The organism is Sharpea azabuensis DSM 18934 (assembly GCF_000702165.1).
Lineage (GTDB): Bacteria > Bacillota_I > Bacilli_A > Erysipelotrichales > Coprobacillaceae > Sharpea > Sharpea azabuensis.
On record NZ_JNKU01000017.1, the window covers coordinates 1 to 24,635 of the forward strand.

Below are 24,635 nucleotides of genomic sequence, written 5' to 3' on the forward strand. Positions count from 1 at the left end.
AAGAACAATTACATCAAGAAGATACTCAGCAATGCCAATGGCTATAGAAACTTTAATAGGGCAAGAAACAAAATCATGTTTTCACAGAATCTGCATAACGAATATGATTCAGGTTTTAGCGACCTGTATATTGTTGACAGGATACTGAACAGCAGAAAACAAAAAGCGAAATAAAGCAATGATCTAAAAATACGGGGACGGACAAAAACTGTGGAATCATATGCATCAGGTGCATACTGACCCCACAGTTTTTTAAAGCGAATTTAAAATTTGTCAGCTAAGACCCCACGATTTCTTAAAGCGAAATTCGTCAAACCCCACGATTATTTAAAGCGCCTTAATTTTCAAGATCATCATAAGGATTAATATCCACCTTGATATGAAAGGATTTAAAGATCAAGTAGACAATTGGTGATAACAATAAATTGACCCCAAGCGTTGGCAACAATCTCTTAAGTGCAAAAGTTAAAATAGCCATATGCGTAATCTTGGCTGAAAGCAACATGATGTAGACAATGACTTCTTTGGCAGTAATTGCTAGCATACAAAGAAATAGAAATTCCCCAAGCGATAAATTATCGCTATGGTAAATATAACTACGAACAAATGTTATGCCTAAAAAGATTAAGACATAGATTGATAATTCCCTTCCATATACCAAAGTATAGAAAACACCAGAAACTGTCGCAAAGAAGAAACGACTTGGTGCATCCGGTAATGTCATCGATAAAGGTACAAACATCATCAATGCAATACTTGGCACAACAGTAATTGATGATTTATCTAGATTAAGTGGTAAGAAATAAGCAATCGTGCTATCAACAATAAAACATATCAGCATAATTATAAAATTTCTTACCAATGGCTTATTCTGACTACTCATGAATCCGTCCTCTTAACAACAGCAACATAATTCAAATCATCAAAATTAGCTGCCGGCTTAACTGTAACTGTTTTCCCTGTTGCATTATCACCACTAGAAAATGAAGTAACTGTTCCAACAAGCAATCCTTTAGGACTCTTGCCCTTACCTCCTAGGCCACTTGTTGTAACGCTTGCACCTTTGGCAATCTTATCAACAGTAGAAAGAATGGAGACATTAAATGTCTTGCTCTTAATATTATAGCTGTTAAGTAAGCCATAATATGTAGCTGAGCCATCGGTAATCATGACAGGTAGCTGGCTTTTCGCATTTTCATCCGTCAATAAAGTAACTGTGGAAGAGACAGGCGTAACTTTTGTAACAGTGCCTATCATACCCTTACTTGTAATAACGGCCATGCCATTCGTAACATCAGAATTACTGCCAATGTTGATTGTGACTTCATTGCTCCAGTTATTGGCATCACGTTCAATAATATTGGTATATTTCAATTCATAATCCGTTGAAAGATTTTTAATACCAGTCAGTTTCTTCATTTCTTCAAGCTCATTTGTAAGCACATTATTCATAGCAAGCTCACCAGCATAGCCATCTAGCGACTTCTTCAGACGCTTGTTTTCACGATAAACGACTTTTAAATCTACATATTCCTGAAACACTGAACGCACATAGCTAATTGGTGCCTTAATAATATAATATTCAATGTTAGCTACACTATCTTTGACAATATAAGCTCCAGGAATGTCAACATTCGCTAATAGTGAAAAGACTGAAACAACGACTAATATAATTGTGACAGCAATCATCCTGCTGCTTCGTTTTTTCTTATCATTGTTGTACAAAGGTACCACCTCAAAAAGCATTATAATAAAACCACAGGCAAAAAGCAATTGACATTTATCGAAGGTTATTCTGCTACGCTAAACACCCTGCCAGCTTTAAAGCTATAATACTCATGCATGCCAATAATAATATGATCGATAAATTCAATATGCATAATCGTGCTTGATTCTTCAAGATTCTTTGTAATCAAATAATCATCGTCGCTAGGTGATGCCTTACCGCTTGGATGGTTATGAACACAGATAATAGCCACACCATTCACACTTAAAGCTGCTTTATAAATATCCCTTGTTGAGACGAGTGAACAATCAGCCGTCCCAATAAACAGCGTTTGTTTTTTTATAAGTTCATGGCGACAATTAAGAATGAGAATAACGAAATGCTCCTGTGTCTCAAGCATCAAGTCACTCTTTAGAAAATGATAGACATCACCAGGATTCTCTACAGTAAATGCGAGTGTCTTCTCACTTATCACACGCTTGCCAAGTTCAATAGCCGCAAGCAGCTCTATCGCCTTCGCTTTCTTAATACCGTTTATTGCTGTCAGTTGATTGTAATTGAGATATCTCATTTGGCTCATGCCCCCTGCTGTATTGATCACTTCTGTTGAAAGTTCCAATACGGATTTCTGTTTGTTGCCCGTTCTGAGCAACAGTGCAAGAAGCTCAATATTCGTAAGTGATGTAAGGCCATTAATTAAAGCCTTCTCACGTGGATTTTCTTCAATTGGAAGATCCTTAATCATTAGCTCACGCCCCTTTTAAAAGAGAGGCAATAAATTGCCTCTCTCAAACTTAACTCCATTCAATTTGAATTAATCGTGGTAAGCCAATACGGCCACGTTTTGAACGTATGAGCTTATAAACACCAACCCCAAGAATGACATAAACAAGATAAACAAGCGCTGAACCTCCATTAATACTTTGCATTTCCATTTCAGTTAATTCATACATAGAATTTCTCCTTCCTGCCCCTCTATATATGTATTCGTTAGAAAAATGCAAATTTCTCACATAAATTTCAAATTTTCAGCATTTGAAAGATTATATCTCATACTCATTACGACCATGATATTTATATTGTGGTGTTTCCTTAATTGCTTCTTTTAAATTTCTTGTTATAAAGAGCACTTCATCCTCATCTTTCAGATAGCCATCAAAATAATCAAGCAATTTCGCTAGCTTTTCTCCTTGAATGATACTCTCATACAGTTTTCTCATGAACTTTTTCTCTTTATATTCACTTAGAGATTTCGTACGAATGAACTGGTCAATTCTATTATATGAAATAGATGAAATAGGATAACCTTCATTATAGTGATCAAGAATTTGATCTGTTCGTGGATATTTCATTTCATAGTATTGCTGCAGTTCCTTTGTTGATTCTAAAGAATCCTTCTTTAAGAGATCAAAAGCAATGAAATTATGATCCATATAAACAAACTTTTGAAAATCAAGAGGAATAAGTGAAAAATAGTATTCAATGTCCTCACGCGAGGCATTAAAGCCTGCTCTGCTGTTATACATTGTACAAACTTCATCAATGGAAACGAGGCCATAAAGGAAGAAAGCATGATAAAGCACAGCATGAAGCCAAAAGACTTTTCTGCGTGTTTTCTCAAACTCATGATTATCAATCTTTAAAATAAGATTACGAACATCCATTGGAATAAAAACTTCTTCTCTTTCTTCATCAATATCGACATAATCAAGGGCATCAAGCTCAATAAAAGCTTCATTTTCCTTACTCCGATTTGAAAGTATAAAACGATCCTGATGTTTCAATAATTTGCGAATAATCTTCATATGCTGATCACTGATGACATAGAGATGTTCACGAAAATAGTCTTCATCAAGCAAGCAATCAACAATATCCTTGATAATCTTTTTCTTTGTATCATCTTCATCATAAGAAATATCGCGCACATCAGCTAATTTATGAATACCCTCTAATGAGTAAATCTGATCCAGCATTTCAAACAAAGAAAGTTCTTCCAAAACTATCATATAATCCCCAGCCTTTCTACATTTTCTTTTCACTTCCATTATAGTCTAATATGTAAGCCTTTTCACGTTTTTGACAGCAATGTTAGAAAAGTTCTTAAAAAAATCACTCCCCTTGGGGAGTGATTCAACAATTACATATTGGCAAGCTTTTCTCTTAAAGCAGCATACTTTGCTTCATAGTCAGCTTGTTTCTTCTTTTCTTCTTCCACTTTGCTTGCTGGTGCCTTATTGACAAAGTTAGGATTTGAAAGCATCTTTTTGCTTCTTTCCAATTCTTTTTCAAGCTTTCCAAGTTCTTTCTGCGCTTTAGCCTTTTCTGCTTCCATATCAACATACTGGCCTAAGTCAATCGAAAGTGTATTACCACCCTTAATGATGATATTAGCTGCATTCTTACCTACTTCAAGGTTATAGCCAGCTACCTTGGCATTGACAAGCTTAGAGATAAATGGTGCCATATCAGCTAATAGTTCTTCTAAGCCATCTACTTTTGTAGTAATTGTATATTCAACTTCGACAGTATTCTTGATGACATACTGATGTCTGATTTCACGAATACCTTTAACAATATCCATTAAGTATGCAAACTGATCATCAATCTTATCATTGTCAAAGTCAGCATTGACTTCTGGCCAGCTCGCAATGACAATGGATTCACTTGCATGTGGAATAGACTGATAGATTTCTTCAGTAACAAATGGCATGAATGGATGAAGCAGGCGTACAATCGCATTGAGAACATAAACAAGTGTATCCTGTGTTGCCTTTTTCGCAATTGCATCATCGCCATTAAGTGTTTCCTTAGCCAATTCAATATACCAGCTACAGAATTCATTCCAGATAAAGTCATATAACGCACTACCAACATTACCAAACTCAAACTTATCCATATTGGTATTAACATCACGAATGACTTCATTCAAACGATTGAGAATCCAAAGATCAGGCAAGTTAAGATTCTCTAGCTTGACATCATCCCATGTCATATCTTCACTAATATTCATCTTTACGAAACGGGCAGAATTCCAGATCTTATTAATAAAGTGTGATATTGCTTCTAGCTTTGAAGGAACATAACGCATATCCTGACCTGGAGCAGTATTATTTGTGAGGAAGAAACGTAATGTATCAGCCCCATATTGATCAATGACATCCATTGGATCAACACCATTACCTAAAGATTTTGACATCTTTCTTCCCTGTTCATCACGGATTAAGCCATGAATCAAGACATGATTGAATGGTCTCTTGCCAGTAAATTCTAGTGATTGGAAGATCATTCTACTTACCCAGAAGAAGATGATATCATATCCTGTTACTAATGTATCTGTTGGGAAATAACGTTTAAAGAGTTCGTTATCTGTATCAGGCCAGCCCATCGTTGAGAATGGCCAAAGAGCTGAAGAGAACCATGTATCAAGAACATCTTCATCCTGTTTCCAGTTTTCTATGTCTTCAGGTGCTTCTTTGCCAACATAGACTTCTCCAGTTGTTTTATTATACCAAGCTGGAATCTGATGACCCCACCAGAGCTGTCTAGAAATACACCAGTCTTCGATATTATCCATCCATTGTGTGAAGATCTTTTCAAAACGATCAGGAACAAAGTTTACACGATTATCTTCATTTTTCTGATTATCCAAAGCTGCCTGTGCTAATGGCTTCATCTTGACAAACCATTGCTTAGAAAGTCTTGGTTCAACAATTGCATGTGATCTTTCTGAATGTCCAACTGGGTGAACAATTTCCTCAATATGATCGACAACACCAGCTGCTTCAAAGTCCTTGACTAAAGCATCACGACATGCGAAACGATCCATGCCATTATACTTTCCAGCTAACTCATTCATTGTGCCATCATCATTCATACAAATTGGCATAGCTAAACCATATTTCTTACCTAAAGCAAAGTCATTAGGATCATGAGCAGGTGTACATTTCATGACAGAAGTCCCCTTGCCAAGTTCAATATAATCATCAGCCATAATTGGTAATTCATCCCCATTAGCTGGATTAATAGCTTTCATGCCAACATATTTCTGATATCTTTCATCATCAGGATGAACAAAGATAGCCGTATCACCAAACATTGTTTCCGGACGTGTAGTCGCTACAACTAATTCTTCATCACTATCAACAATCTTATATTTGAAATAATACATATAGCCTTTGATATCTTCATGATAAACTTCAATATCACTTAAAGCTGTACGCTGAACAGGATCCCAGTTAATAATTCTTTCGCCCTGATAGATAAGGCCTTTATTGTAAAGTGTGACAAAGACAGTCTTAACAGCTTCACTCAAACCTTCATCTAAAGTAAATCTTTCCTTTGAATAATCTAAGGCAAGGCCTAGCTTAGCCCATTGGGAACGAATGATTGATGCATATTCTTCTTTCCAGCTCCAAGCTTTTTCCAAGAACTTCTCACGACCAATATCATAACGGCTGATACCTTCTTCACGCATTCTTGCTTCAACTTTTGCCTGTGTCGCAATGCCGGCATGGTCCATACCTGGTAGCCATAAAGCATCAAAGCCCTGCATTCTTTTATAACGAATAATGATATCCTGTAATGTTGTATCCCAGGCATGTCCTAAATGTAATTTGCCTGTTACATTTGGTGGAGGAATAACAATGCTGTAAGGTTTCTTGCTTAAATCTCCAGCTTCAAAATATCCTTTTTCTACCCAATTTGTATATTTGTCTTTTTCGACCATATGATGATCGTACTTATCTGCTAACTGTTTCATCTTCTGCTCCTCTTTCAATAAATTCCTCTTTATGTTCTTCAACATACTGGGCCATCTTCGTTGTGAAGTTTGTCCCAACAACCAATGTTACATATTCATGTGTTAAATCAGAAAAGTTATAAGTCACATATTCAGGTGACATATCCTTTTCTAAAGAATCATCATCCGTCTCCATGATCTTGTTTAAAATTCCTGCATTTCTCACAACTTCAGCGACATCAAAAGCACCAATATTCTTATAGTAAGTCACAAGATCTTTTAGAAATGGTTCACTTGCTGGGGAAATAAAGAATGATCTCAAGCCAGCATTCGAGCTAACGGTTTGATTGACTTGATAAATCGCATAAATCGTTTTTTCCGCTTCACTTAAATGCTGAAAATAATTATCATCTTCATCTTCTTTGCGTAAACATTGATAAATAACTGCTTCAACAAGCTTTTCTCCTGAGAGTGCATCTAATTTCTTTTCATCAAGATATGCATATTCTAAACGATCACTTTGATATTGTGCTTCTTGCTTTGCTTTATATTTGCGATTTTCTCGCAGGCGTTTTAACGAGAATGGTACAAGTATCAACATGATGATAAAAAAGGCACTCCAGACGATTACATTGACTAAAGTATTATTGCTCAAAACTTCCTCCTCCAATAAAAAAAGACATTCGCTAAGGACGAATGTCTCGTGGTACCACCTTAATTCACATATTGCTATGCCTTAAGACTTTAACGCAGTCATACGGACTTCACTACTTACTTTCATGAAATCTTCTCCGAGGCTACCTTCAACAGTTCCGCTTCTCCCTTTCCACCAATCGGGATTCTCTTTAAAGCTAGAAGCTATTTACTCCTCCTCATCAACGATAGCCTAATAATATCAAAAGCCTCAGCAATTGTCAATTTATGCTTAATGTTTCTTATCCAAATGTTCAAAAGCTAAATCAAGCACGGATGCTCCATCCATCATCCCATATTCTCTCATTGGGACCATGACAACGGGAATATCACGGCCTATTTCAAAAGCTATCTTATCACGCATGTAGAGAACTTGAGGGCCCAACAAGACAATATCTGCTTTCTTTGCTTCAACTGCAATATCCTTAGCTGGTGCTGCCCAGATATTGGCCGCAATGTGACGATCATCAGCAACCTCCTTCATCTTTTCGACAAGCAAACTCGTCGACATGCCAGATGCACAAAGTAATAAAATATTCACCATAAAACATTCCTCTTTTCTTGACATTATTATAAGCCATGATGACAAATGAGAAAAGTGAATGTCGTTCATTTTTCAAAGTTAAATTGACCTCTAAAAAAGGACGGCTAATGCCATCAAGGCATTGTGTCGTCCTTAAAATTTACGGGTTAACTGCTAAAGCATTAAGCTTTTTTTCTAAGCCCTGTTAAATGTAAAATTGTATCCCAGGTCTCATCAACACCTTTTTTCTTTAATGAAGAGAAACGAATAAATGTGTCATTCTCATCAAAGTCAAGGTCACGTTTGATACGTTCTTCATGAGGCTTTAATTCATTCATTTTGAGTTTATCCATCTTAGTCGCAACAACGATTACAGGAATATCATAATACTTGGCATATTGATACATATTGATATCGTCTTCTTTAGGAGGATGGCGATAATCAACAAGTAAGACCATCCCCTTAAGATTATTACGTTTTGTCAGATAAACATCTATCATCTCAGCGAATTGTTCAATCATCTTCTGGGGAACTTTCGCATAACCGTATCCCGGTACATCGACTAAGCGCAGTTCATCATTAACATTGAAGAAATTCAATGTACGTGTCTTACCAGGCGTTCCTGAAACCTTTGCAAGTCCGCTCACATTGGTAATCGTGTTGATAAAAGAACTCTTTCCGACATTTGAACGACCCGCAAGGACAACTTCTGGCAAGGATTCATCAGGCCACTGACTTGTCCATGCTGCCGATAACAAATATTCTGCTTTTTTAATTGTATACATTTATTTCACCAGCGCATTCTCAAGCACAGTATCAATATTATCTGCCAAGATAATGTGAAGTTCTTTTCTCACTGATTCAGGAATATCATCAATGTCCTTTTCATTGTCTTTAGGAATGATGATTGTCTTGATGCCTGAACGGTTTGCAGAAATAGATTTTTCTTTTAAACCACCAATTGGTAGAACATCGCCTGTTAAAGTAATTTCACCAGTCATGGCTATATCATCTCTTACTGGCTTGCCTGTGAAGGCTGAATATAGCGCAGTTGTCAATGTAACGCCAGCACTAGGGCCATCTTTCTTAACAGCTCCTTCTGGGACATGAATATGAATATCCTGTTTTTCAAAATCTTCAGGCTTTAAGCCATATTCCTTTTCATGTGCCTTCAAATAGTCAAGAGCGATGGATGCCGATTCTTTCATCACATCACCAAGCTGACCAGTAATAATGAACTGTCCTGTTCCAGGAAAATGGTTTACTTCGATTGGTAAGATATCACCACCAAATTGTGTCCATGCAAGTCCTGTTACAACCCCTACAGTAGGCTTCTTAAGCTTCTTTGTATGATCAAACTGAGCTTTTCCTAAGAAATCCTCTAGATCTTTTTCTTCAACTGTGACATTTGTCTGACCATCTCTTAAAATCTTCAAGACAGCCTTACGACAGATTGCTGCAATAAGACGTTCTAGCTGACGGACACCAGCTTCTCTTGTATAGTGTCTAATAATATACATGAGAGCATCATCAGTAATTGTCAACTGATCTTCTTTCAAGCCATTGGCATCACGTTCTTTACGAATAAGATGTTCTTTCGCAATCATCATCTTTTCTTGTTCTGTATAGCTTGATAATTCAATGATTTCAAGACGATCTCTTAATGGTCCTGGAATACCACCTAAATCATTGGCTGTCGCGATAAATAAGACCTTTGATAAATCATATGGTTCTTCAATATAGTTATCAGAGAAGAATTCGTTTTGTTCAGGATCTAGTACTTCAAGCATTGCACTTGTTGGATCACCTTTATAGTCAGAACTCATCTTATCAATTTCATCAAGTAAGAACACAGGATTAATAACTCCTGCCTTCTTCATTGACTGAATAATACGACCAGGCATGGATCCTAGGTAAGTTCTACGATGTCCTCTAATTTCTGATTCATCCGTTACCCCACCTAAAGAAGCTTTGACAAACTTTCTGTTTAAAGCATGGGCAATAGATTTTGCAATAGAAGTCTTACCAACTCCTGGAGGACCAACTAAACAAATAATAGGTGCCTTTAAAGAATTTGTCATCTGCTTAACAGCAAGATATTCCATAATTCTTTCCTTTGGCTTTTCTAGACCATAATGATCGCCATCAAGAATTTCCTGAACCTTCTTTAAGTCCTGGTTATCAGCAGTTTCCTGATACCAAGGTGTCTTTAAAACCCAGTCAATATAAGTACGTATGACATTAGCTTCAGGTGAAGATGCTGTCATCATCTCATAGCGCTGAAGTTCTTCTCTCACTTTAGCCTTGATATTATCTGGATATGGATTCTTTTCTAATTTTTGACGAATAGCTTCAACATCATCTGCTCCATTTGGGACATCACCAAGTTCTTCTTTAATAGCTTTCATCTTCTCACGAAGATAGAATTCTTTCTGATTTTCATCAATTGACTGTTTTACACGCGTATTAATATTCGCTTCAACTTCATTGATTGTCTTTTCTTTTTGCATGCAAGCAAGACATAACAACAAACGCTTATTAACATCAGTTTCTTCAAGAATCTGCTGTCTTTCTTTTAAGTCAATATTCATATAATTGCCAATCGTATCAGCAAGTGCTCCAGCTGAAACACCCTGAGTAATATTGGCAAAAAGCTCTCTTGGGAAGATTGTTCCGCCACGGTTTACAAATTGCATTTGTGAATGTATTTTACGCACAAGTGCAGTCTCTTCAATTTCATCGCCTTTAATATCCTCAAGCAATTCTACTTTGGCAAAGTAAGAACCATCTTGTTCATAGAAATCATGTAATCTTACACGCTTTTCGCCGCTAACAGTTAACTTGATAGTCCCATGGTTATCTTTTTTTACACGTCTGACAACCTTCGCAAGCGTACCTACATGATAAATAGCATCAAAATTTGTATCCTCGTCTAAAGGACGGATCTGTGAGACAAAAACAATGTTATTATCATAATTCTCAATAGCCTGATTAACAGCAGCTAATGAGAATGGACGACCAACATCAATAGACATCTCATGACCAGGGAAAACAAGCATCCCACGCGTACAAACAACCGGTAAATCAATTGTCATTACTTCATCCATGTCATTTACCTCCTTTAAAGAAATAAGACGCTTGCGCGTCTTATCTCATAGCTTTTAATTATTTAGCAACATTTTCTTTTACTAAATCAACTGCTTTTCTGCTTGCAACATCTTCCTTGATACGATCTTCCTGACCAGCAAAGATCTTCTTAACTTCTTCCTCTTCACGGCCATAGTATGTTGCAATATTCTTGATTTCTTCAGCAAGTTCTTCATCAGAAACTTCAATATTTTCAGCCTTAACAATTTCAGCAACAATTAACTGATATTTAACTCTCTTTTCAGCATTGTCTCTTACATCAGCCTTTAACTGATCCATTGTCTGACCTGTCATCTGCTGATATAATTCAAGAGTTAAGCCCTGCTGCTGTAAGTTAGCATTGATTTCAGAAATAATATTCTGTACTTCTGTTTCAACCATTGCATCAGGTACTTCGAAAGGTGTATTTTCGATTAACTTATCAATGATTTCTTCATTAAATGCTTCTTCAGCTTCAGCTTCCTTAGAACTCTTTAATTGTTCTTTGATATGTTTCTTTAAAGCTTCTAAATCTTCAACGCCATCAATATTAACATCCTTAGCTAATTCATCATCTAATTCAGGTAATACCTTTGATTTGATTTCATGAACTGTTACCTTGAATGTTGCATCAGCACCAGCTAAATCCTTAGCCTGGTATTCTTCAGGGAACTTCACATTGATATCCTTAGTTTCGCCAACCTTCATACCAACGACCTGATCTTCAAAGCCAGGAATGAAAGAGCCTGAACCTAATTCTAATGGATAGTTTTCACCTTTACCACCTTCGAAAGCAACACCATCCTTGAAGCCTTCAAAGTCAATAGTTACAGTATCGCCATTTTCTGCAACAGCATCTTCGCCTTCCTTAATAACAAGTTCAGCGAATTCATTCTGATACTGTTCTAATTTTTCATTGATTTCCTTTTCAGTAACTCTTACTCTCTTCTTTTTAACATCTAAGCCTTTATATTCACCTAACTTGAATTCAGGAGCAACAGGTGCTGTGAATGACAATTCTAATTCATCAGCTGTCATTTTAACAATGCTTACTGATGGCTGACCAACAGGATTAATACCATTGTCAATAAAAATCTTGCTGTAGCTATCAGATAAAATAACATCAACAGCTTCTGACTGTAATGCAGCAGCACCAATCTTAGCTTTAATTAAGCCTTTTGGGGCATGACCTTTTCTAAAGCCATCTAACTGGGCGCTAGCAGCTACTTTATCAAGAGCCTTATCCTGAGCAGCCTTCCATTCTTCTTTGTCAAATACAGCTTTGACTTCAACCTGAGATTTTTCAAGTTTCTTAACTTCTGTTTTCATTACATATTTCTCCTTAAATTATATTACATGCTTATTATACACAGTTTTTCAACAATTGCAACTAGGATTATCACTCAATAGATTTGAGTGCTAAAAGCACTTCTTCTAGCATTTCTAAATTCACATTATAGTCGACTTCAAGATCCACTTCTGACACATCAATATTCTGCATTGATGCAACATAGTAATGAATACCTGCAGCATATAATGCATATTCATCTTCATATATTTCTTGTGGATATGAGGCATAGAGAAAGTATTCAAGATAATCAATACATTGATTCATTAATGCGGGATTGTCATCTTCAAGAACACGTACAAGCTGCTTTCCGATGCCTTGATAACACTCTCTTTCTAAGACAAGCGCACTGATGGCTGGATTGAAATCATAAATATGGCCATTTTTATGAACCTCAAATTCATCATCTATTTGCTGCTGAATTAAGGTTTCCATAATCAGCGTCTTGGCAAAAGCCGGCTTTAAATCATCTTCTAGATAGCGATGCAATGCTGGTAAAAGCATTCGGATATTAAGCTGTGTCATTTGGTCCAATGCCATATAAAGCAAGTCATCATTCACATTCTTGCGATCTAAAAGCTTTTCAATTTCTTCAATGGAGAATATCTGACTACGATCAAGCTGGGCATTCATTTCCTGCTTTTCTAAAAGAATCTGATCATAGACCTCATTAAAGAGTGATTCATATTCATAAGGAATATAAGGCATACTTAATTCTTCAACAAGAATATCGATTGCTTTCTCATATTCTTCGCATTCCTTCAAAGCTTCAAGATAAGCAACAAGCACATCATAATAGGTCTCTTTGGCCATTGCCTTCGCATTGGCACCTTCCATCATGCTTTGGCGATATTCACCCATTGCATTTAAACATACAAGACGCAAATAACGTGTCTTTTCATCATTTAAATCATTTAATTTTTCAAGAGCAGCACTAAACTGTCCTTCACTCATGAGTTCTTCAATCAATCGAAGATCCCTCCTTCTTGTGTATCTTAACAAAAAGATTAACAACATACAAACAAAATGAAAAAAACCTTACGAAAGTAAGGTCATTTTCTTAATTATTCATCACCAAATGAAACACCAATTGCCTTAGCCGCCATAACAAGTTCACCCTTTGGATCAACATGCTTCTGCTGACCAATCTTAGCAGCACCAATAACTTCCTCAAGAGAAGTATAGCCCATTTCACCATGATTGATTGTTACAACATTACCAAACTTACCTTCATTAATAAGATCAGCTGCAGCAACACCATAACGGATCGAAAGGATACGGTCATAGGCATTGATATCACCACCACGAATAATATGTCCTGGGTTCACAGAACGCACTTCATGATCAGGAATCACTTTCTCAAGATCAGCTTCAAGCTGCTTAGCAATACCACCCAGTCTTACTGGATCTGGAGAATCTTCGACAATCTTGCCAATGACCTTAGTACCATCGGCATACTTTGCACCTTCAGCACAGGCAATAACTGTATATGGCAAGCCAGCTTCATCACGTCTTTTAACTGCCTTAGCAATGTTTTCAACAGTAAATGGAATTTCTGGAATCAAGCAGACACCAGCATTTCCAGCTAAGCCTGCATATAATGTAATCCAGCCGGCATCACGGCCCATTAATTCACAAAGAATGACACGGTGATGGCTCTTTGCTGTTGTCTGTAAGCGATCGATGAATTCTGTACCAACACTCATGGCACTCATAAAGCCATAAGTGACATCAGTACTTGCAAGATCGTTATCCATTGTCTTTGGTACCCCAATGACATTGACACCTTTTCTTGAGAAATCACGAGCACTCGTTAATGTCCCATCGCCGCCAAGAACAACAAGTACATCAACGCCATCCTTCTTAAGATTTGCGACACCAACATCGGATACATCTTTCTTGACTTTTCCACCATGACCATCATCAACAAGATAATCAAATAAGTTATCCTTATTTGAAGAATAAAGAATTGTTCCACCTTCTTTATAAATATCTTCGACTTTATCCAATGTCAGTTCAATATAATCATTGTTATATAATCCTCGATATCCAAAAACATAACCGATAACCTCCCAGCCATATTTTTGAATTGCTGTTTTAGTGATTGTTCTAATAACTGCATTTAAGCCTGGACAATCGCCTCCACCAGACAACAAGGCAATTCTCTTTACTTTACCACCCATAATTCATAACCTCCATATCTTTCATTATTATAGCAAAATTTTCACAACGTCACAAGGTGAAACGCTTTCATTTTCCTTTAAAATAATAAAATATTTTCTATCACACCAGCAAAGATACAGACAATCATATACAAAAAAAAGGATATATCATTGTATACCCTATTTCTTAATAAAATCATTAACAACTGCCCCAGCAATCATCAGTCCAGCAACACTTGGTACAAAGGAAATCGAGCCAGGAATATCTCGACGATCTGTGCACTTTCTTTCTGTGCCTGGTGGACAGATACAATGGAAAGCGCAAGAATTTGCTTCTGAGGTTGCAGGTTTGATTGGCTTTTCTGTTGAAAAAGCTACTTTGAGTTTTCCAAGACGACGTTTTTTCATTTCGTAACGCATTGTGTGGGCTAATGGATCCATTTCTGTTTTTGAAATATCCGTAATCTTGATTTTCGTTGGATCAATCTTATTGCCCATTCCCATACAGCTTATGACAGGTGTCTTGGTTCTTTTCGCTTCACTTATAATTGTGAGCTTAGCCGTTACTGTATCGACAGCATCAACAACATAGTCATAATCATGAAAATCAAACTGATCCTTTGTCTCTGGCAAATAGAAAACCTTATGGACATGAATGGTCGCTTTGGGATTGATTTCATGAATACGTTTGGCCATGACATCGACCTTATACTGGCCGACAGTTGGAATTGTTGCAATAATCTGACGGTTGATATTTGTCAGGCAGACCTTATCATCATCAAATAAATCAAATGCACCAATCCCTGCCCTAGCTAGACCTTCGGCTACATATCCACCAACGCCGCCAATACCAAAAATAGCTACACGCTTCTGATGCAATTGTTCAAGTGCTTCATCACCAATGATGAGGGCTGTTCTAGAAAACTGATTTAGCATGTTTATCCCCCTCTTTTAATCTTCATTATTTTACATTAAATCATTCACTTTGCAAGAAAAATGAAATTCAGGCGTCTAGGATGCCTGAATGAAAAAGATATCTGCAGTCGTATGTAAATAAAGCATGCTTTCACACTGGTTACTGACACATAAAGGATCATGTCTTTTCAGCAGGTAGTTTTCAAGCTCGTAAACACATTTTCTTAATGTCAATCTCGTATCATCAATCGCAAAAATAGAAAAATAATGATAGTGCTGACAATCAATTTCATATTCTCCTGCCTTAAGCAATGTGATACAGTTTTTTTGATCATAGATTGTGATATGAATATCACGATATTGTTCAAGCAAACATAACACACCAAGAAAATGATCCATTCTTCCTTGCATGACACCTGTAATTTCGATTTCATCATAGCCATGTTCAATAGCCCACTTTAAAGCGATTGCTGTATCCGTATCATCCTTGACTGGATTATAGCGTAAGACGTCTACCTTTTCGAGCAGGCTTGTTTCTTCAAGCGAATCAAAGTCACCAATGGCAACGATGGGCTTTATACCTTCACGAAGCAAAAATGACAACCCCTGATCAATAGCAATATAGTCAATCGTGCGATCTCTTACCCTGCCATTATCAATACCGCCATACATGCCTATTTTCATAACAATGCTTCAACAGCTTTCTTGCGGTCTTGTTGGTTAAAAACCGCTGAACCAGCCACAAATAAATCACAGCCCGCTTTTCTGACATCCTGAATTGTCGTGGCATTAATACCACCATCAACTTCAATAATGAAATGTTTTTCTTCCTTAAGCTTGCTTAAAGCCGCAATCTTCTTGATGGCTACTGGATTGAACTTCTGACCGCCAAAGCCAGGCTGTACGCTCATAACAAGAATCATATCAATATCATCCAAAAATGGCAGAACAGCTTCATATGAAGTTCCTGGATTGATGGCAAGAGAAGCTTTGACACCAGCATCTTTAATTTTTTTAATGAGTTCTCTTGTTTTTTCAATAGATTCCATTGCTTCTATATGAAAGGAAATATAAGAAGCACCTGCCTTAATAAAACGATCAACATAGAATAATGGATCACTAATCATGAGATGGACATCAAGTTCCATCTTGCAAGCCTGATGAACATTAGCAAGAATATCTGCCCCAAAAGAAATATTTGGGACAAAATGTCCATCCATAACATCATAATGAAGAATGCTGCAGCCAGCTTCTTCAATTGACTTCAATTCACTTTTTAAATCTGCAAAATTTGCTGATAACAATGATGGGGCAATATCAACCATATCTTTTCTCCTTTATCTCTTTGACTTCTTTTAAAAAGCTGAGGTAGTGCACATAACGATCTTTTGCAATCTCGCCATCTTCAACAGCTTTTTTTACAGCACAATAAGGTTCTTTGTCATGCAGGCATCCTCTAAACTTACAAGACTCTGATAATCTTCTAAAATCATGATAGCTAACTGCTAACTCTCTTGGCTCCATTTCTAATTCCAACGAAGAAAAGCCAGGTGTATCAGCAACATAACCATCATGCATTTTAATGAGTTCAACATGTCTTGTTGTATGCTTGCCTCTGCCAAGGGCATCCGATATTTCATTTGTTTCAATATGCAAATGGATATCCAAGGCATTGAGCAGTGAACTCTTGCCAACACCAGATTGCCCTGTCACAACTGTCACCTTATCCTTCAGCACAGCTTTTACTTCATCAATACCTATATGTTCTTTGCTTGAAACAAATATTACCTGATAGTCATGATAATCCTCCTTGATCTTTTCTATCAAGCTTTGATCAAGATCGATTTTCGTAATAACAATGACTGGTTTGACATTCTTGTGTTCAACATTCGCTAAAAAGCGATCAAGCAACAAGCTATCAAAATCAGGATGTGTAATGGAAAAGACAAGTAGTGCCTGATCAATATTACTCACCGGTGGACGCGTAAGCTGATTTTTGCGTTTGTCGATTGTCTTAATATAACCTTCGTTATTTTCATCAATCTCAAAATCACAAATATCCCCGACCACTGGTTTCATATTCTCTTTCCTAAACTTTCCTCTTGCCCTACATGTGTAAAGTTGATTCTGACTTTCTACATAATAAAAACCTGCTAATGATTTAATAATTCTGCCCTGCAGCATATCTTCTCCTATTCCTAATTTGTCTTGTTTCCAGTATTCGTATTTTCCGATGGTGTATTCGTCGTATTGTCTGAATTTGTTGAACCATTATTGCCATTTGTACCACTCGAATTATTGTTATTGTTATTTGTTGTATTTGTATTGTTGTTATTATTACTGTTGTTGTTGCCATTATTTGTAGTACCTGCATTATTGTCTGGATTTTCAGTTGGCGTTTTAACTTCCGGTTTATGGTCGTAATAGTTCAAAGTGATTTCAACACCCTTTTTATTAACCTGTGTATAAGGCTCAATAGACTGTGATATCACCGTATTGATTGACATCGTATTGATGACATTAGGATCAGTAGGTTCAGCAAGTACTGAAAGGTTGACCTTAAAGCCTAGTCTTTGTAATGTCGTCTTGGCATTTTCAATATTTTCGCCACGAAGATTAGGGACGGTTATAATAACGCCCTTTGAGACAGTCAAAGTAATTGTTTTATCTTTTTCATTTGGGTCTATCTTTTCACCTTTTGAAATAGATTGATCAATAACGACATCCTTACTAAATGCTTCATCTGTTTGATAGTATGTCTTTACACTAAAGCCTTGTTTTTCAAGTTCTTTACGTGCTTGTGAGAGTTTTACCCCCGTATAGTCCTTCATCACTTGATACTTTCCAGAAGATACTGTTAGCTTGATGGTACTGCCTTTCTTGATTCTTTTATTGGCAAGTGGATCTGTTTCAATAACATAGCCTTTCGCATAATCATCACTCAGTTCCTCATCAATATCACTATCAATCTTGTATCCCTTTTCCTTTAATAGAGCGATGGCTTCCGCCTTCTTCATGCCTACAACATTAGGCATTGTTAAACTTTGATTGCTGTTTATATAGACAACAATACCAATCACTAAAGCAAGAAGAGCGATAACACCTGCCCCAATCATTTTCTTTTTACGGGAGCTTTGTTTCTTAGCCTTTTGTTCATTTAATCTTGTAACTCTTGTTGTTCTTGTTTCTTTTGGTTCAATTTCAGCAGGTTTCTCTTCTTCCTGTTCTTCTAATTCAGGTTTCTTAAAAAACTGCGTTTCACCAGCAATGATAGTTGGTTCATCCGTTGGCAAATCAAAAGTCAGTTTTGGCTCATCCGGTCTTGATAAACATGTCTCCAAATCTTCAAGCATCTCATCAGCTGAAGCATAGCGATCTTTGACATTCTTTGCTGTTGCCTTAATGATGATATTCTCAACCGATTGTGGAATGCTTGGATTGAATTCACGCACCGATGGAATTTCATCACGCATGTGCTTTAAGGCAATATTGACAGGTGATTCACCATTAAATGGCACCTCACCACGCAACAGCTCATAGAACACGATACCAAGAGCATAGATATCGGATTGGACGGTAGCTTTTTCCCCACGGGCTATTTCAGGAGCCAAATAATGCAATGATCCCATCACAGTATCCGTCTCAGTGACTTGCGAAAGTGACGATATAGATGCTATACCAAAATCAGCAATCTTCACCGTGCCACTATCCGTAACTAAAATATTCTGTGGTTTCAAGTCACGATGAATAATGCCATGGTGATGGGCATCCGCCGTTCCTGCAACAACTTGCTTCATAATATCAATTGCTTCTACATGATGTAAGGCACCACGCTTGTAAAGCAGGTTTTTTAATGTCTGTCCACGAACATATTCCATGACAATATAATACAATTCATCTTCTTCACCAACATCATAGATAGCGACGATATTGGGATGGCTCAAGGCTGCAGCCGCACTTGCCTCACGATGAAAACGCGTAATATAGATTGGATCACCAGTTAATGAAGATCTCAAGATTTTCACAGCAACTGTACGCTTTAGAATCTGGTCTTCCGCTAAATAAACATCTGCCATACCACCCTGACCAATCAAACGGATAAGGTGGTAGCGTCCTGCTAATACTCTTTCAACTTCACTCATTGACTTCAGCTCCTTCCACAAGAAGTACACTGATGTTATCATAACCGCCAAGCATTCTTGCCTGTTGCAACATCGTGCTTGTCTTTTCTTTGACATTTGTTGTAAGTTCTAATATTTCTACAATTTCATCATTATTTAAGGAATTGTAGAGCCCATCACTACAAAGCAATAAAGCATCAAAGTCACCACTGTATTTATGAAAAGAAATATTAAGAGGGGTCGTTACGCCAACAGCCTGGGAAAGAATATTCTTTTTAGGATGGTTCTTGGCCTGATTCGCTGTAAGATAGCCTTTCTTAACAAGATCATTTACCAATGTATCATCTTCAGTGATCTGAATAAGCTGGTGATTGCAGAAGATATAAGCACGACTGTCACCAACATGGGAGATATAAATATTTTCATCAACAACATAGGCTATAACAGCTGTCGTCCCCATGCCATCATATGCTTGATTGCCATTGGCTTCATGCTTGATGATATGATTCGCATGTTCAAGAATCTCAACAAAATAAGCCTTGATATCAGCGTCAGTAAAGAAAGGTGGATGCTTTGGAAAGCTCTTGATGAGATCTTCCCCACACAGTGAGCTTGCGACTTCACCAGCACGATGGCCACCCATGCCATCACAAAGAACACAGAAGAACTCATTTTCACCCAGTACTACATAATTGACATAGTCCTGATTTGTTTCACGAACTCTGCCAATATCACTACCAGCATCAATTTTCATTATCTGTCATTCTCCCTTCTCGCTTTGCCCGCAACTGGCCACATGCGCCATCAATATCGCCACCATGTTCTTTTCTTAAAGTACAGTTAATATGCAGACGAATAAGTTCATCTTTAAAAGCCTGAATCTTACGATCCGATGCCTTCTCCAAGCCATTTTCAATGACTGTATTATATGGAATGAGATTGACATAGACATTCAACCCTCTTAAATAATGGGCAAGCATTCTTGCATGTGTAACTTCATCATTAATACCTTTCAAGAGAATATATTCCAATGTGACACGACGATTAGTCTTATCAATATAATTGCTGATGGCAACTCTTAAATCATCCATATTGTATGTATTGTTGATAGGCATTAAGCGACTGCGGATTTCATCATTTGGCGCATGCAATGAAATGGCCAGATTTACCTGTAAACCTTCATTCGCAAATTTATTGATTCCAGGAATAAGACCACATGTCGATACACTGATATGTCTTGCCCCTATCGCTAAACCTTTTGGCTCATTAATTGTATAGATGAAATTCATCACATTATCATAGTTATCAAATGGCTCTCCAGTTCCCATAATAACAACATGGCTAATACGTTCCTTGAGATCATGACTTACAGTCATCACCTGATTGACCATCTCACCACTTGTTAGATTGCGCTGTTTCTTCAAAAGACCTGAAGCACAGAACTTACAGCCCATGTTACAGCCAAGCTGACTTGTTACACAGAGCGACTTCCCATAAGGATGAATCATGAGCACTGTTTCAATAAGTCCACCATCTTCCAAGCGCAAAAGATATTTTGTTGTGCCATCTTTAGAAACCTGTTTTTCAACGATGTCTAAGTAATGCGAAGCAAACGTTGCTTTCAGCTTTGCACGTAAGTCTTTAGAAAGATTTGTCATTTCATCAAAATCATGAACATCCTTTGTATAAAGCCATTCATAGACCTGCTTAGCTCTAAAAGGTCTTTCACCGATTTCTTCAAAAGCATCACTCATCTGTTTTGCTGTAAAGTCAAAAATTGATTTCATTATCTCTTCCTCATCAAACACATATAGAAACCATCACTATGATACTGATAAGGGAGAATGGTACGCTCTTCAAGCACTTCCATATCAGGATGTCTGTGAATAAAATTTTCTATCTGTTTTTCATTTTCTTTCTTATTTAAAGTACACGTACTATATACCATCTTACCACCATTCTTCAATAAATAGTACGCATTTTCCAGTAATTTGGCTTGCAATGGGATAATTTCGTCCATTGCACTTGAGTCATGATACTTGATTTCTGGCTTTCTCGCAAGCACACCTAATCCTGAGCATGGTCCATCAAGCAAGATGGCATCATATTGTTTATCTAGCGTATCCTTAAGCGTTGTACTATCAGCAGTGTGGGTTGTAATATTTGTGACATGTAATCGTTTGATATTATCCTGAATAAGCTTTTCTTTATGCCTATAAAGATCATAGACATCAATATGTCCAGTATTATGCATCAGGGCAGCTAGATGCGTTGTCTTGCTTCCTGGCGCACCGCACATATCAAGCACTTCACTTCCTTCATCAGGATTCAATAGCCTTGCTACCATTTGACTGCTTTCATCCTGAATGGTTACCTTTCCTTTTTTAAAAGCATCTGTTGCAGCAATATTGCCTCCCTCATAAAGCACGCCATCCTCGCTCAGATTACCCTTTTGAAAATGCTCATCTTCTTCTAAGAGCTCTTTCCGGCTGATGACAAGCGTATTGACACGACCACTTCTTAAAGGCACCTGGTTATCAGCTTCCAGAATTTTAATGGTCTCCATTTCACCATATTGCTTCTTAAACATCTTGACTAACCAGAGCGGATGTGAAGTACGAAGTGCGAGCTGTTCATCCTCGCTCAAGCCTTCAAGATTTATTTCACTTTGAAAAGCATTACGTAATACCGCATTAATAAAAGATGCTGTTCGTATCCCTTTCACCTTTTTGGCTAAATTGACCAATTCATCCACAATGGCATAATCCGGAATATCCATGAAATAATGTTCATATAGTCCTATTAGGAGTATTGTCTTTTCACTTACTTTTACCTTTTTCACAAATTTCTTAAGCTGATATTCTAAAAGCAAGGCATTTTGCAATGTGCCATAAACAATGCGGGTAATACGATTCTTCATATGACGATCCATATCCGGTGTTAACGCCTTGTTTAATGTAATATTTAAATAACTACCTTCCTTAAAATAAGCAAGCAATATGTTATAAGCTATTTCCTGTTCCATATTATATTGCGGTATACGGGTTAAAATCGCATACCAATGCCACCTTTCTTGTTTTATGATTGTAAAAGTCATCAAGCTGATTAAGTACTTTAAATACCTCATCAGCCTGTTTATATTTAATCATGATCCGCATCCGATAAATATCTTGAAGCTTATAAATAGTAAGCTTTGCAGGACCAAGAATACGCACTTGATGAAGCTGACGAACAAGATAGTCCTTAATATCACTTGCCGCCTTTTCTACATCTTCTTCTCTAGCCGACTGTATTGTCAGTGCGACGAGATGACAATATGGCGGATAGTATGCCAATTTCCTAAATTTCATTTCTTCATTATAGAAGGAACGATAGTCAGCTTTAGCCCCATCAACAATAGCATAGTGATCTGGATTATAGGTTTGAATGACGACCGTGCCAGTTTTCTTGCCTCTGCCGCTTCTGCCACCCACTTGTGCTAATAGATCAAAGGTTCTTTCACTAGAGCGGTAATCAGGAATGGCTAAAGTCAAATCTGCATTTAATACACCGACAAATGTGACATTCTCAAAATCAAGCCCTTTGGCAATCATTTGTGTGCCTAGAAGAATATTGGCTTCCTGCTTTTCAAATGCTTCAAGCAATCGTACATGATCATTCTTATTTCTTGTTGTATCATAATCATAACGAATGATCTTTGCATTGTAAAAGCGCTGATGAAGCTCTTCTTCAATACGCTGTGTACCAATGCCAATTCGTTTTAAGGCACTTGAATGACAATGTGGACAATGGCTAATCATGGGTACTGTGTAGCCGCAATAATGACATTTTAAGCTATTCTCACTTTTATGATAGGTCAATGTCACATCACAATGAGGGCATTTTACAACCTCTCCACAGTCTTCACATTTCACAAATGATGCATAACCGCGCTTATTCAATAATAGAATAGCTTGTTCGCCTTTTTCTAAAGTTTGTTCAAGCCGCTCTTCCATCAACCGACTTAACAGTCCATAATGATTAGCTTTTGCTTCTTGTGCCATATCTACAATAGTACATGCTGGCAATGGCTTTTTATTAATTCTTTCTGGAAGCTCATAGAGATCATAGACACCTTTCAAAGCTCTTGCATAGCTTTCTACACTTGGTGTAGCACTACCTAACACAATATTGGCATGATGATACTTTGCTCGCATTTTCGCAATGGTCAATGTTGCATATCTAGGTGCTGACTCTTGTTTGTAGGAGGCATCATGTTCTTCATCCATAATAATCAAGCCAATATTCATCAGCGGTGCAAAGATTGCCGAACGCGCCCCAACAACAATATGAACCTCTCTCGCAGCAATTCGGCGATATTCATCATAGCGCTCCCCCTCGGATAAGCGCGAATGAAAAATTGCAACATCATCACCAAAGCGTTCTTTGAAAATAGCAACCATCATCGGTGTTAAGGCAATTTCGGGAACAAGCATAATGACATTCTTATTTTCAGACAGCATTCTTTTAGTAAGCGCTAAATAGATTTCTGTTTTTCCCGAACCAGTCACCCCATGAATGAGACTAATTCTTTCGCTTCTTGCCATTATCCCATCAACAATATCTTGTTGTTGCTTTGTTAGAGTGATGGCATGATGTTCTTGTGTTGATGAGATTTGGGGAATACGCTTGATTTCCTGATCATAGATTTCTACGAGCCCTTGTTCGACTAAGCCTTTTAAAGGTGAAGAAGAATATGGCAAATCCTTAACAAAGTGAATGCCCGGTGTCAAGAGATATTGATAAAGAGCTTTTTGTGTTTTGGTTGTAGCTTCACCTTTTTGAATAATACGTGCAGCTTTTTGACTCTTAATAGCAACACTCTTGCCGCTTTTTGGTTTCAGGGCTTTAGGTAACATAGCTTGCAGACAGACAATCTGACTTGTGATATAAAGCTTGCTCATCTGCTCTGACAAAGCAACAAGTTCTTTGTTAAGAAGAGGCTTATCATCAATAACTTCAAGAATATAGTTATAGCGAAAGCCATCACGCAAGGCGAGTTCTTTTGAAGAAAGATTGGTATACTGGCACCCTAAGCTATAGCCAATAAGTTTTTGATGATTGAACATCACCCGGACACGAACCCCCTCCATCACTTCATTATTGGATAGATAGGAAAATGGCTGCGATAAACGATTGGTTCCATGTTCAATTAATACACTTACAATATACATACCTAGCTCCCCTCTATTTTTCTCATTCTATCATATTTTTATCAAATACAAAAATCAGAAACAAAAAAAC

At 37.3% G+C, this 24,635-nt stretch carries 22 protein-coding genes and 1 other annotated feature; all 22 genes read right to left on the bottom strand.

All coding sequences use genetic code 11. The features are described 5' to 3' along the window. Window positions 1-337 precede the first annotated feature (337 nt). Window positions 338-883, bottom strand: coding sequence for a rod shape-determining protein MreD (locus tag T529_RS0104950; RefSeq protein WP_033162511.1), 546 nt, complete (start codon window positions 881-883; stop codon window positions 338-340). After that, window positions 880-1,725 (bottom strand): rod shape-determining protein MreC, encoded by an 846-nt coding sequence (gene mreC / locus T529_RS0104955; protein WP_033162512.1) that lies wholly within the window; start codon window positions 1,723-1,725, stop codon window positions 880-882. Before mreC ends, T529_RS0104950 begins: the two co-directional genes overlap by 4 nt. Window positions 1,726-1,790: 65 nt before the next feature. Next, window positions 1,791-2,471, bottom strand: coding sequence for a RadC family protein (radC, locus tag T529_RS0104960; protein ID WP_033162513.1), 681 nt, complete (start codon window positions 2,469-2,471; stop codon window positions 1,791-1,793). Window positions 2,472-2,520: 49 nt separating this feature from the next. After that, a complete protein-coding gene (locus tag T529_RS13300; protein WP_167666435.1) occupies window positions 2,521-2,679 on the bottom strand; it encodes a hypothetical protein in 159 nt (52 codons plus the stop codon). A gap of 90 nt (window positions 2,680-2,769) precedes the next feature. Next, entirely contained in the window at window positions 2,770-3,732 is a 963-nt protein-coding gene (locus T529_RS0104965) for a hypothetical protein (RefSeq protein WP_162172989.1), read from the bottom strand. A 131-nt stretch (window positions 3,733-3,863) separates the two neighbouring features. Continuing rightward, window positions 3,864-6,485: a valine--tRNA ligase gene (locus T529_RS0104970; RefSeq protein ID WP_033162515.1), complete on the bottom strand. Its 2,622-nt coding sequence runs from the start codon at window positions 6,483-6,485 to the stop codon at window positions 3,864-3,866. Continuing rightward, window positions 6,466-7,119, bottom strand: a complete 654-nt coding sequence (locus T529_RS0104975) for a DMP19 family protein (protein ID WP_033162516.1) — start codon at window positions 7,117-7,119, stop codon at window positions 6,466-6,468. Before T529_RS0104975 ends, T529_RS0104970 begins: the two co-directional genes overlap by 20 nt. A gap of 30 nt (window positions 7,120-7,149) precedes the next feature. Then, window positions 7,150-7,352, bottom strand: a binding site (T-box leader). Between the two features lie 37 nt (window positions 7,353-7,389). Further along, complete coding sequence (locus T529_RS0104980; RefSeq protein ID WP_033162517.1) at window positions 7,390-7,701, bottom strand: PTS sugar transporter subunit IIB; 312 nt, start codon at window positions 7,699-7,701, stop codon at window positions 7,390-7,392. A gap of 161 nt (window positions 7,702-7,862) precedes the next feature. Beyond that, window positions 7,863-8,465, bottom strand: a complete 603-nt coding sequence (gene yihA / locus T529_RS0104985; protein ID WP_033162518.1) for a ribosome biogenesis GTP-binding protein YihA/YsxC — start codon at window positions 8,463-8,465, stop codon at window positions 7,863-7,865. Next, window positions 8,466-10,787 carry an endopeptidase La gene (gene lon / locus T529_RS0104990; RefSeq protein WP_033162519.1) on the bottom strand — a complete coding sequence of 774 codons (2,322 nt, stop codon included), beginning with the start codon at window positions 10,785-10,787 and terminating at the stop codon, window positions 8,466-8,468. A 58-nt stretch (window positions 10,788-10,845) separates the two neighbouring features. Beyond that, window positions 10,846-12,135, bottom strand: coding sequence for a trigger factor (gene tig / locus T529_RS0104995; RefSeq protein WP_033162520.1), 1,290 nt, complete (start codon window positions 12,133-12,135; stop codon window positions 10,846-10,848). 70 nt (window positions 12,136-12,205) lie between these two features. Next, window positions 12,206-13,123, bottom strand: a complete 918-nt coding sequence (locus T529_RS0105000) for a hypothetical protein (protein ID WP_033162521.1) — start codon at window positions 13,121-13,123, stop codon at window positions 12,206-12,208. A gap of 95 nt (window positions 13,124-13,218) precedes the next feature. Then, complete coding sequence (locus T529_RS0105005; RefSeq protein ID WP_033162522.1) at window positions 13,219-14,337, bottom strand: 6-phosphofructokinase; 1,119 nt, start codon at window positions 14,335-14,337, stop codon at window positions 13,219-13,221. Window positions 14,338-14,496: 159 nt separating this feature from the next. Further along, window positions 14,497-15,252: a tRNA threonylcarbamoyladenosine dehydratase gene (locus T529_RS0105010; RefSeq protein ID WP_033162523.1), complete on the bottom strand. Its 756-nt coding sequence runs from the start codon at window positions 15,250-15,252 to the stop codon at window positions 14,497-14,499. A gap of 75 nt (window positions 15,253-15,327) precedes the next feature. Then, on the bottom strand, window positions 15,328-15,915 hold the full coding sequence (locus T529_RS0105015; RefSeq protein WP_033162524.1) for a thiamine diphosphokinase: 588 nt from the start codon (window positions 15,913-15,915) through the stop codon (window positions 15,328-15,330). After that, on the bottom strand, window positions 15,912-16,556 hold the full coding sequence (gene rpe / locus T529_RS0105020; protein WP_033162525.1) for a ribulose-phosphate 3-epimerase: 645 nt from the start codon (window positions 16,554-16,556) through the stop codon (window positions 15,912-15,914). Before rpe ends, T529_RS0105015 begins: the two co-directional genes overlap by 4 nt. Further along, window positions 16,549-17,415: a ribosome small subunit-dependent GTPase A gene (gene rsgA / locus T529_RS0105025; protein WP_033162526.1), complete on the bottom strand. Its 867-nt coding sequence runs from the start codon at window positions 17,413-17,415 to the stop codon at window positions 16,549-16,551. The genes rpe and rsgA overlap by 8 nt, the downstream gene beginning before the upstream one ends. Before the next feature lie 14 nt (window positions 17,416-17,429). Further along, a complete protein-coding gene (gene pknB / locus T529_RS0105030) occupies window positions 17,430-19,373 on the bottom strand; it encodes a Stk1 family PASTA domain-containing Ser/Thr kinase (RefSeq protein ID WP_081823067.1) in 1,944 nt (647 codons plus the stop codon). Then, entirely contained in the window at window positions 19,366-20,106 is a 741-nt protein-coding gene (locus T529_RS0105035; protein WP_033162527.1) for a Stp1/IreP family PP2C-type Ser/Thr phosphatase, read from the bottom strand. Before T529_RS0105035 ends, pknB begins: the two co-directional genes overlap by 8 nt. Then, the gene (rlmN, locus tag T529_RS0105040; RefSeq protein WP_033162528.1) at window positions 20,096-21,139 is read right to left on the bottom strand and encodes a dual-specificity RNA methyltransferase RlmN; all 1,044 of its coding nucleotides are present in this window, start codon (window positions 21,137-21,139) and stop codon (window positions 20,096-20,098) included. Before rlmN ends, T529_RS0105035 begins: the two co-directional genes overlap by 11 nt. Continuing rightward, window positions 21,139-22,377, bottom strand: coding sequence for a 16S rRNA (cytosine(967)-C(5))-methyltransferase RsmB (gene rsmB, locus T529_RS0105045; protein WP_033162529.1), 1,239 nt, complete (start codon window positions 22,375-22,377; stop codon window positions 21,139-21,141). Before rsmB ends, rlmN begins: the two co-directional genes overlap by 1 nt. Before the next feature lies 1 nt (window position 22,378). Beyond that, window positions 22,379-24,565 carry a replication restart helicase PriA gene (gene priA, locus T529_RS0105050; protein WP_033162530.1) on the bottom strand — a complete coding sequence of 729 codons (2,187 nt, stop codon included), beginning with the start codon at window positions 24,563-24,565 and terminating at the stop codon, window positions 22,379-22,381. Window positions 24,566-24,635 lie beyond the last annotated feature (70 nt).

Coding starts and splice junctions, on each gene's coding strand:
- T529_RS0104950 (WP_033162511.1), bottom strand. CDS start 883: ATGAGTAGTCAGAATAAGCCATTGGTAAGAAATTTTATAATTATGCTG.
- radC (WP_033162513.1), bottom strand. CDS start 2,471: ATGATTAAGGATCTTCCAATTGAAGAAAATCCACGTGAGAAGGCTTTA.
- T529_RS13300 (WP_167666435.1), bottom strand. CDS start 2,679: ATGTATGAATTAACTGAAATGGAAATGCAAAGTATTAATGGAGGTTCA.
- T529_RS0104965 (WP_162172989.1), bottom strand. CDS start 3,732: ATGATAGTTTTGGAAGAACTTTCTTTGTTTGAAATGCTGGATCAGATT.
- T529_RS0104970 (WP_033162515.1), bottom strand. CDS start 6,485: ATGAAACAGTTAGCAGATAAGTACGATCATCATATGGTCGAAAAAGAC.
- T529_RS0104980 (WP_033162517.1), bottom strand. CDS start 7,701: ATGGTGAATATTTTATTACTTTGTGCATCTGGCATGTCGACGAGTTTG.
- yihA (WP_033162518.1), bottom strand. CDS start 8,465: ATGTATACAATTAAAAAAGCAGAATATTTGTTATCGGCAGCATGGACA.
- lon (WP_033162519.1), bottom strand. CDS start 10,787: ATGGATGAAGTAATGACAATTGATTTACCGGTTGTTTGTACGCGTGGG.
- tig (WP_033162520.1), bottom strand. CDS start 12,135: ATGAAAACAGAAGTTAAGAAACTTGAAAAATCTCAGGTTGAAGTCAAA.
- T529_RS0105005 (WP_033162522.1), bottom strand. CDS start 14,337: ATGGGTGGTAAAGTAAAGAGAATTGCCTTGTTGTCTGGTGGAGGCGAT.
- T529_RS0105010 (WP_033162523.1), bottom strand. CDS start 15,252: ATGCTAAATCAGTTTTCTAGAACAGCCCTCATCATTGGTGATGAAGCA.
- T529_RS0105015 (WP_033162524.1), bottom strand. CDS start 15,915: ATGAAAATAGGCATGTATGGCGGTATTGATAATGGCAGGGTAAGAGAT.
- rpe (WP_033162525.1), bottom strand. CDS start 16,556: ATGGTTGATATTGCCCCATCATTGTTATCAGCAAATTTTGCAGATTTA.
- rsgA (WP_033162526.1), bottom strand. CDS start 17,415: ATGCTGCAGGGCAGAATTATTAAATCATTAGCAGGTTTTTATTATGTA.
- pknB (WP_081823067.1), bottom strand. CDS start 19,373: ATGAGTGAAGTTGAAAGAGTATTAGCAGGACGCTACCACCTTATCCGT.
- T529_RS0105035 (WP_033162527.1), bottom strand. CDS start 20,106: ATGAAAATTGATGCTGGTAGTGATATTGGCAGAGTTCGTGAAACAAAT.
- rlmN (WP_033162528.1), bottom strand. CDS start 21,139: ATGAAATCAATTTTTGACTTTACAGCAAAACAGATGAGTGATGCTTTT.
- rsmB (WP_033162529.1), bottom strand. CDS start 22,377: ATGGAACAGGAAATAGCTTATAACATATTGCTTGCTTATTTTAAGGAA.
- priA (WP_033162530.1), bottom strand. CDS start 24,565: ATGTATATTGTAAGTGTATTAATTGAACATGGAACCAATCGTTTATCG.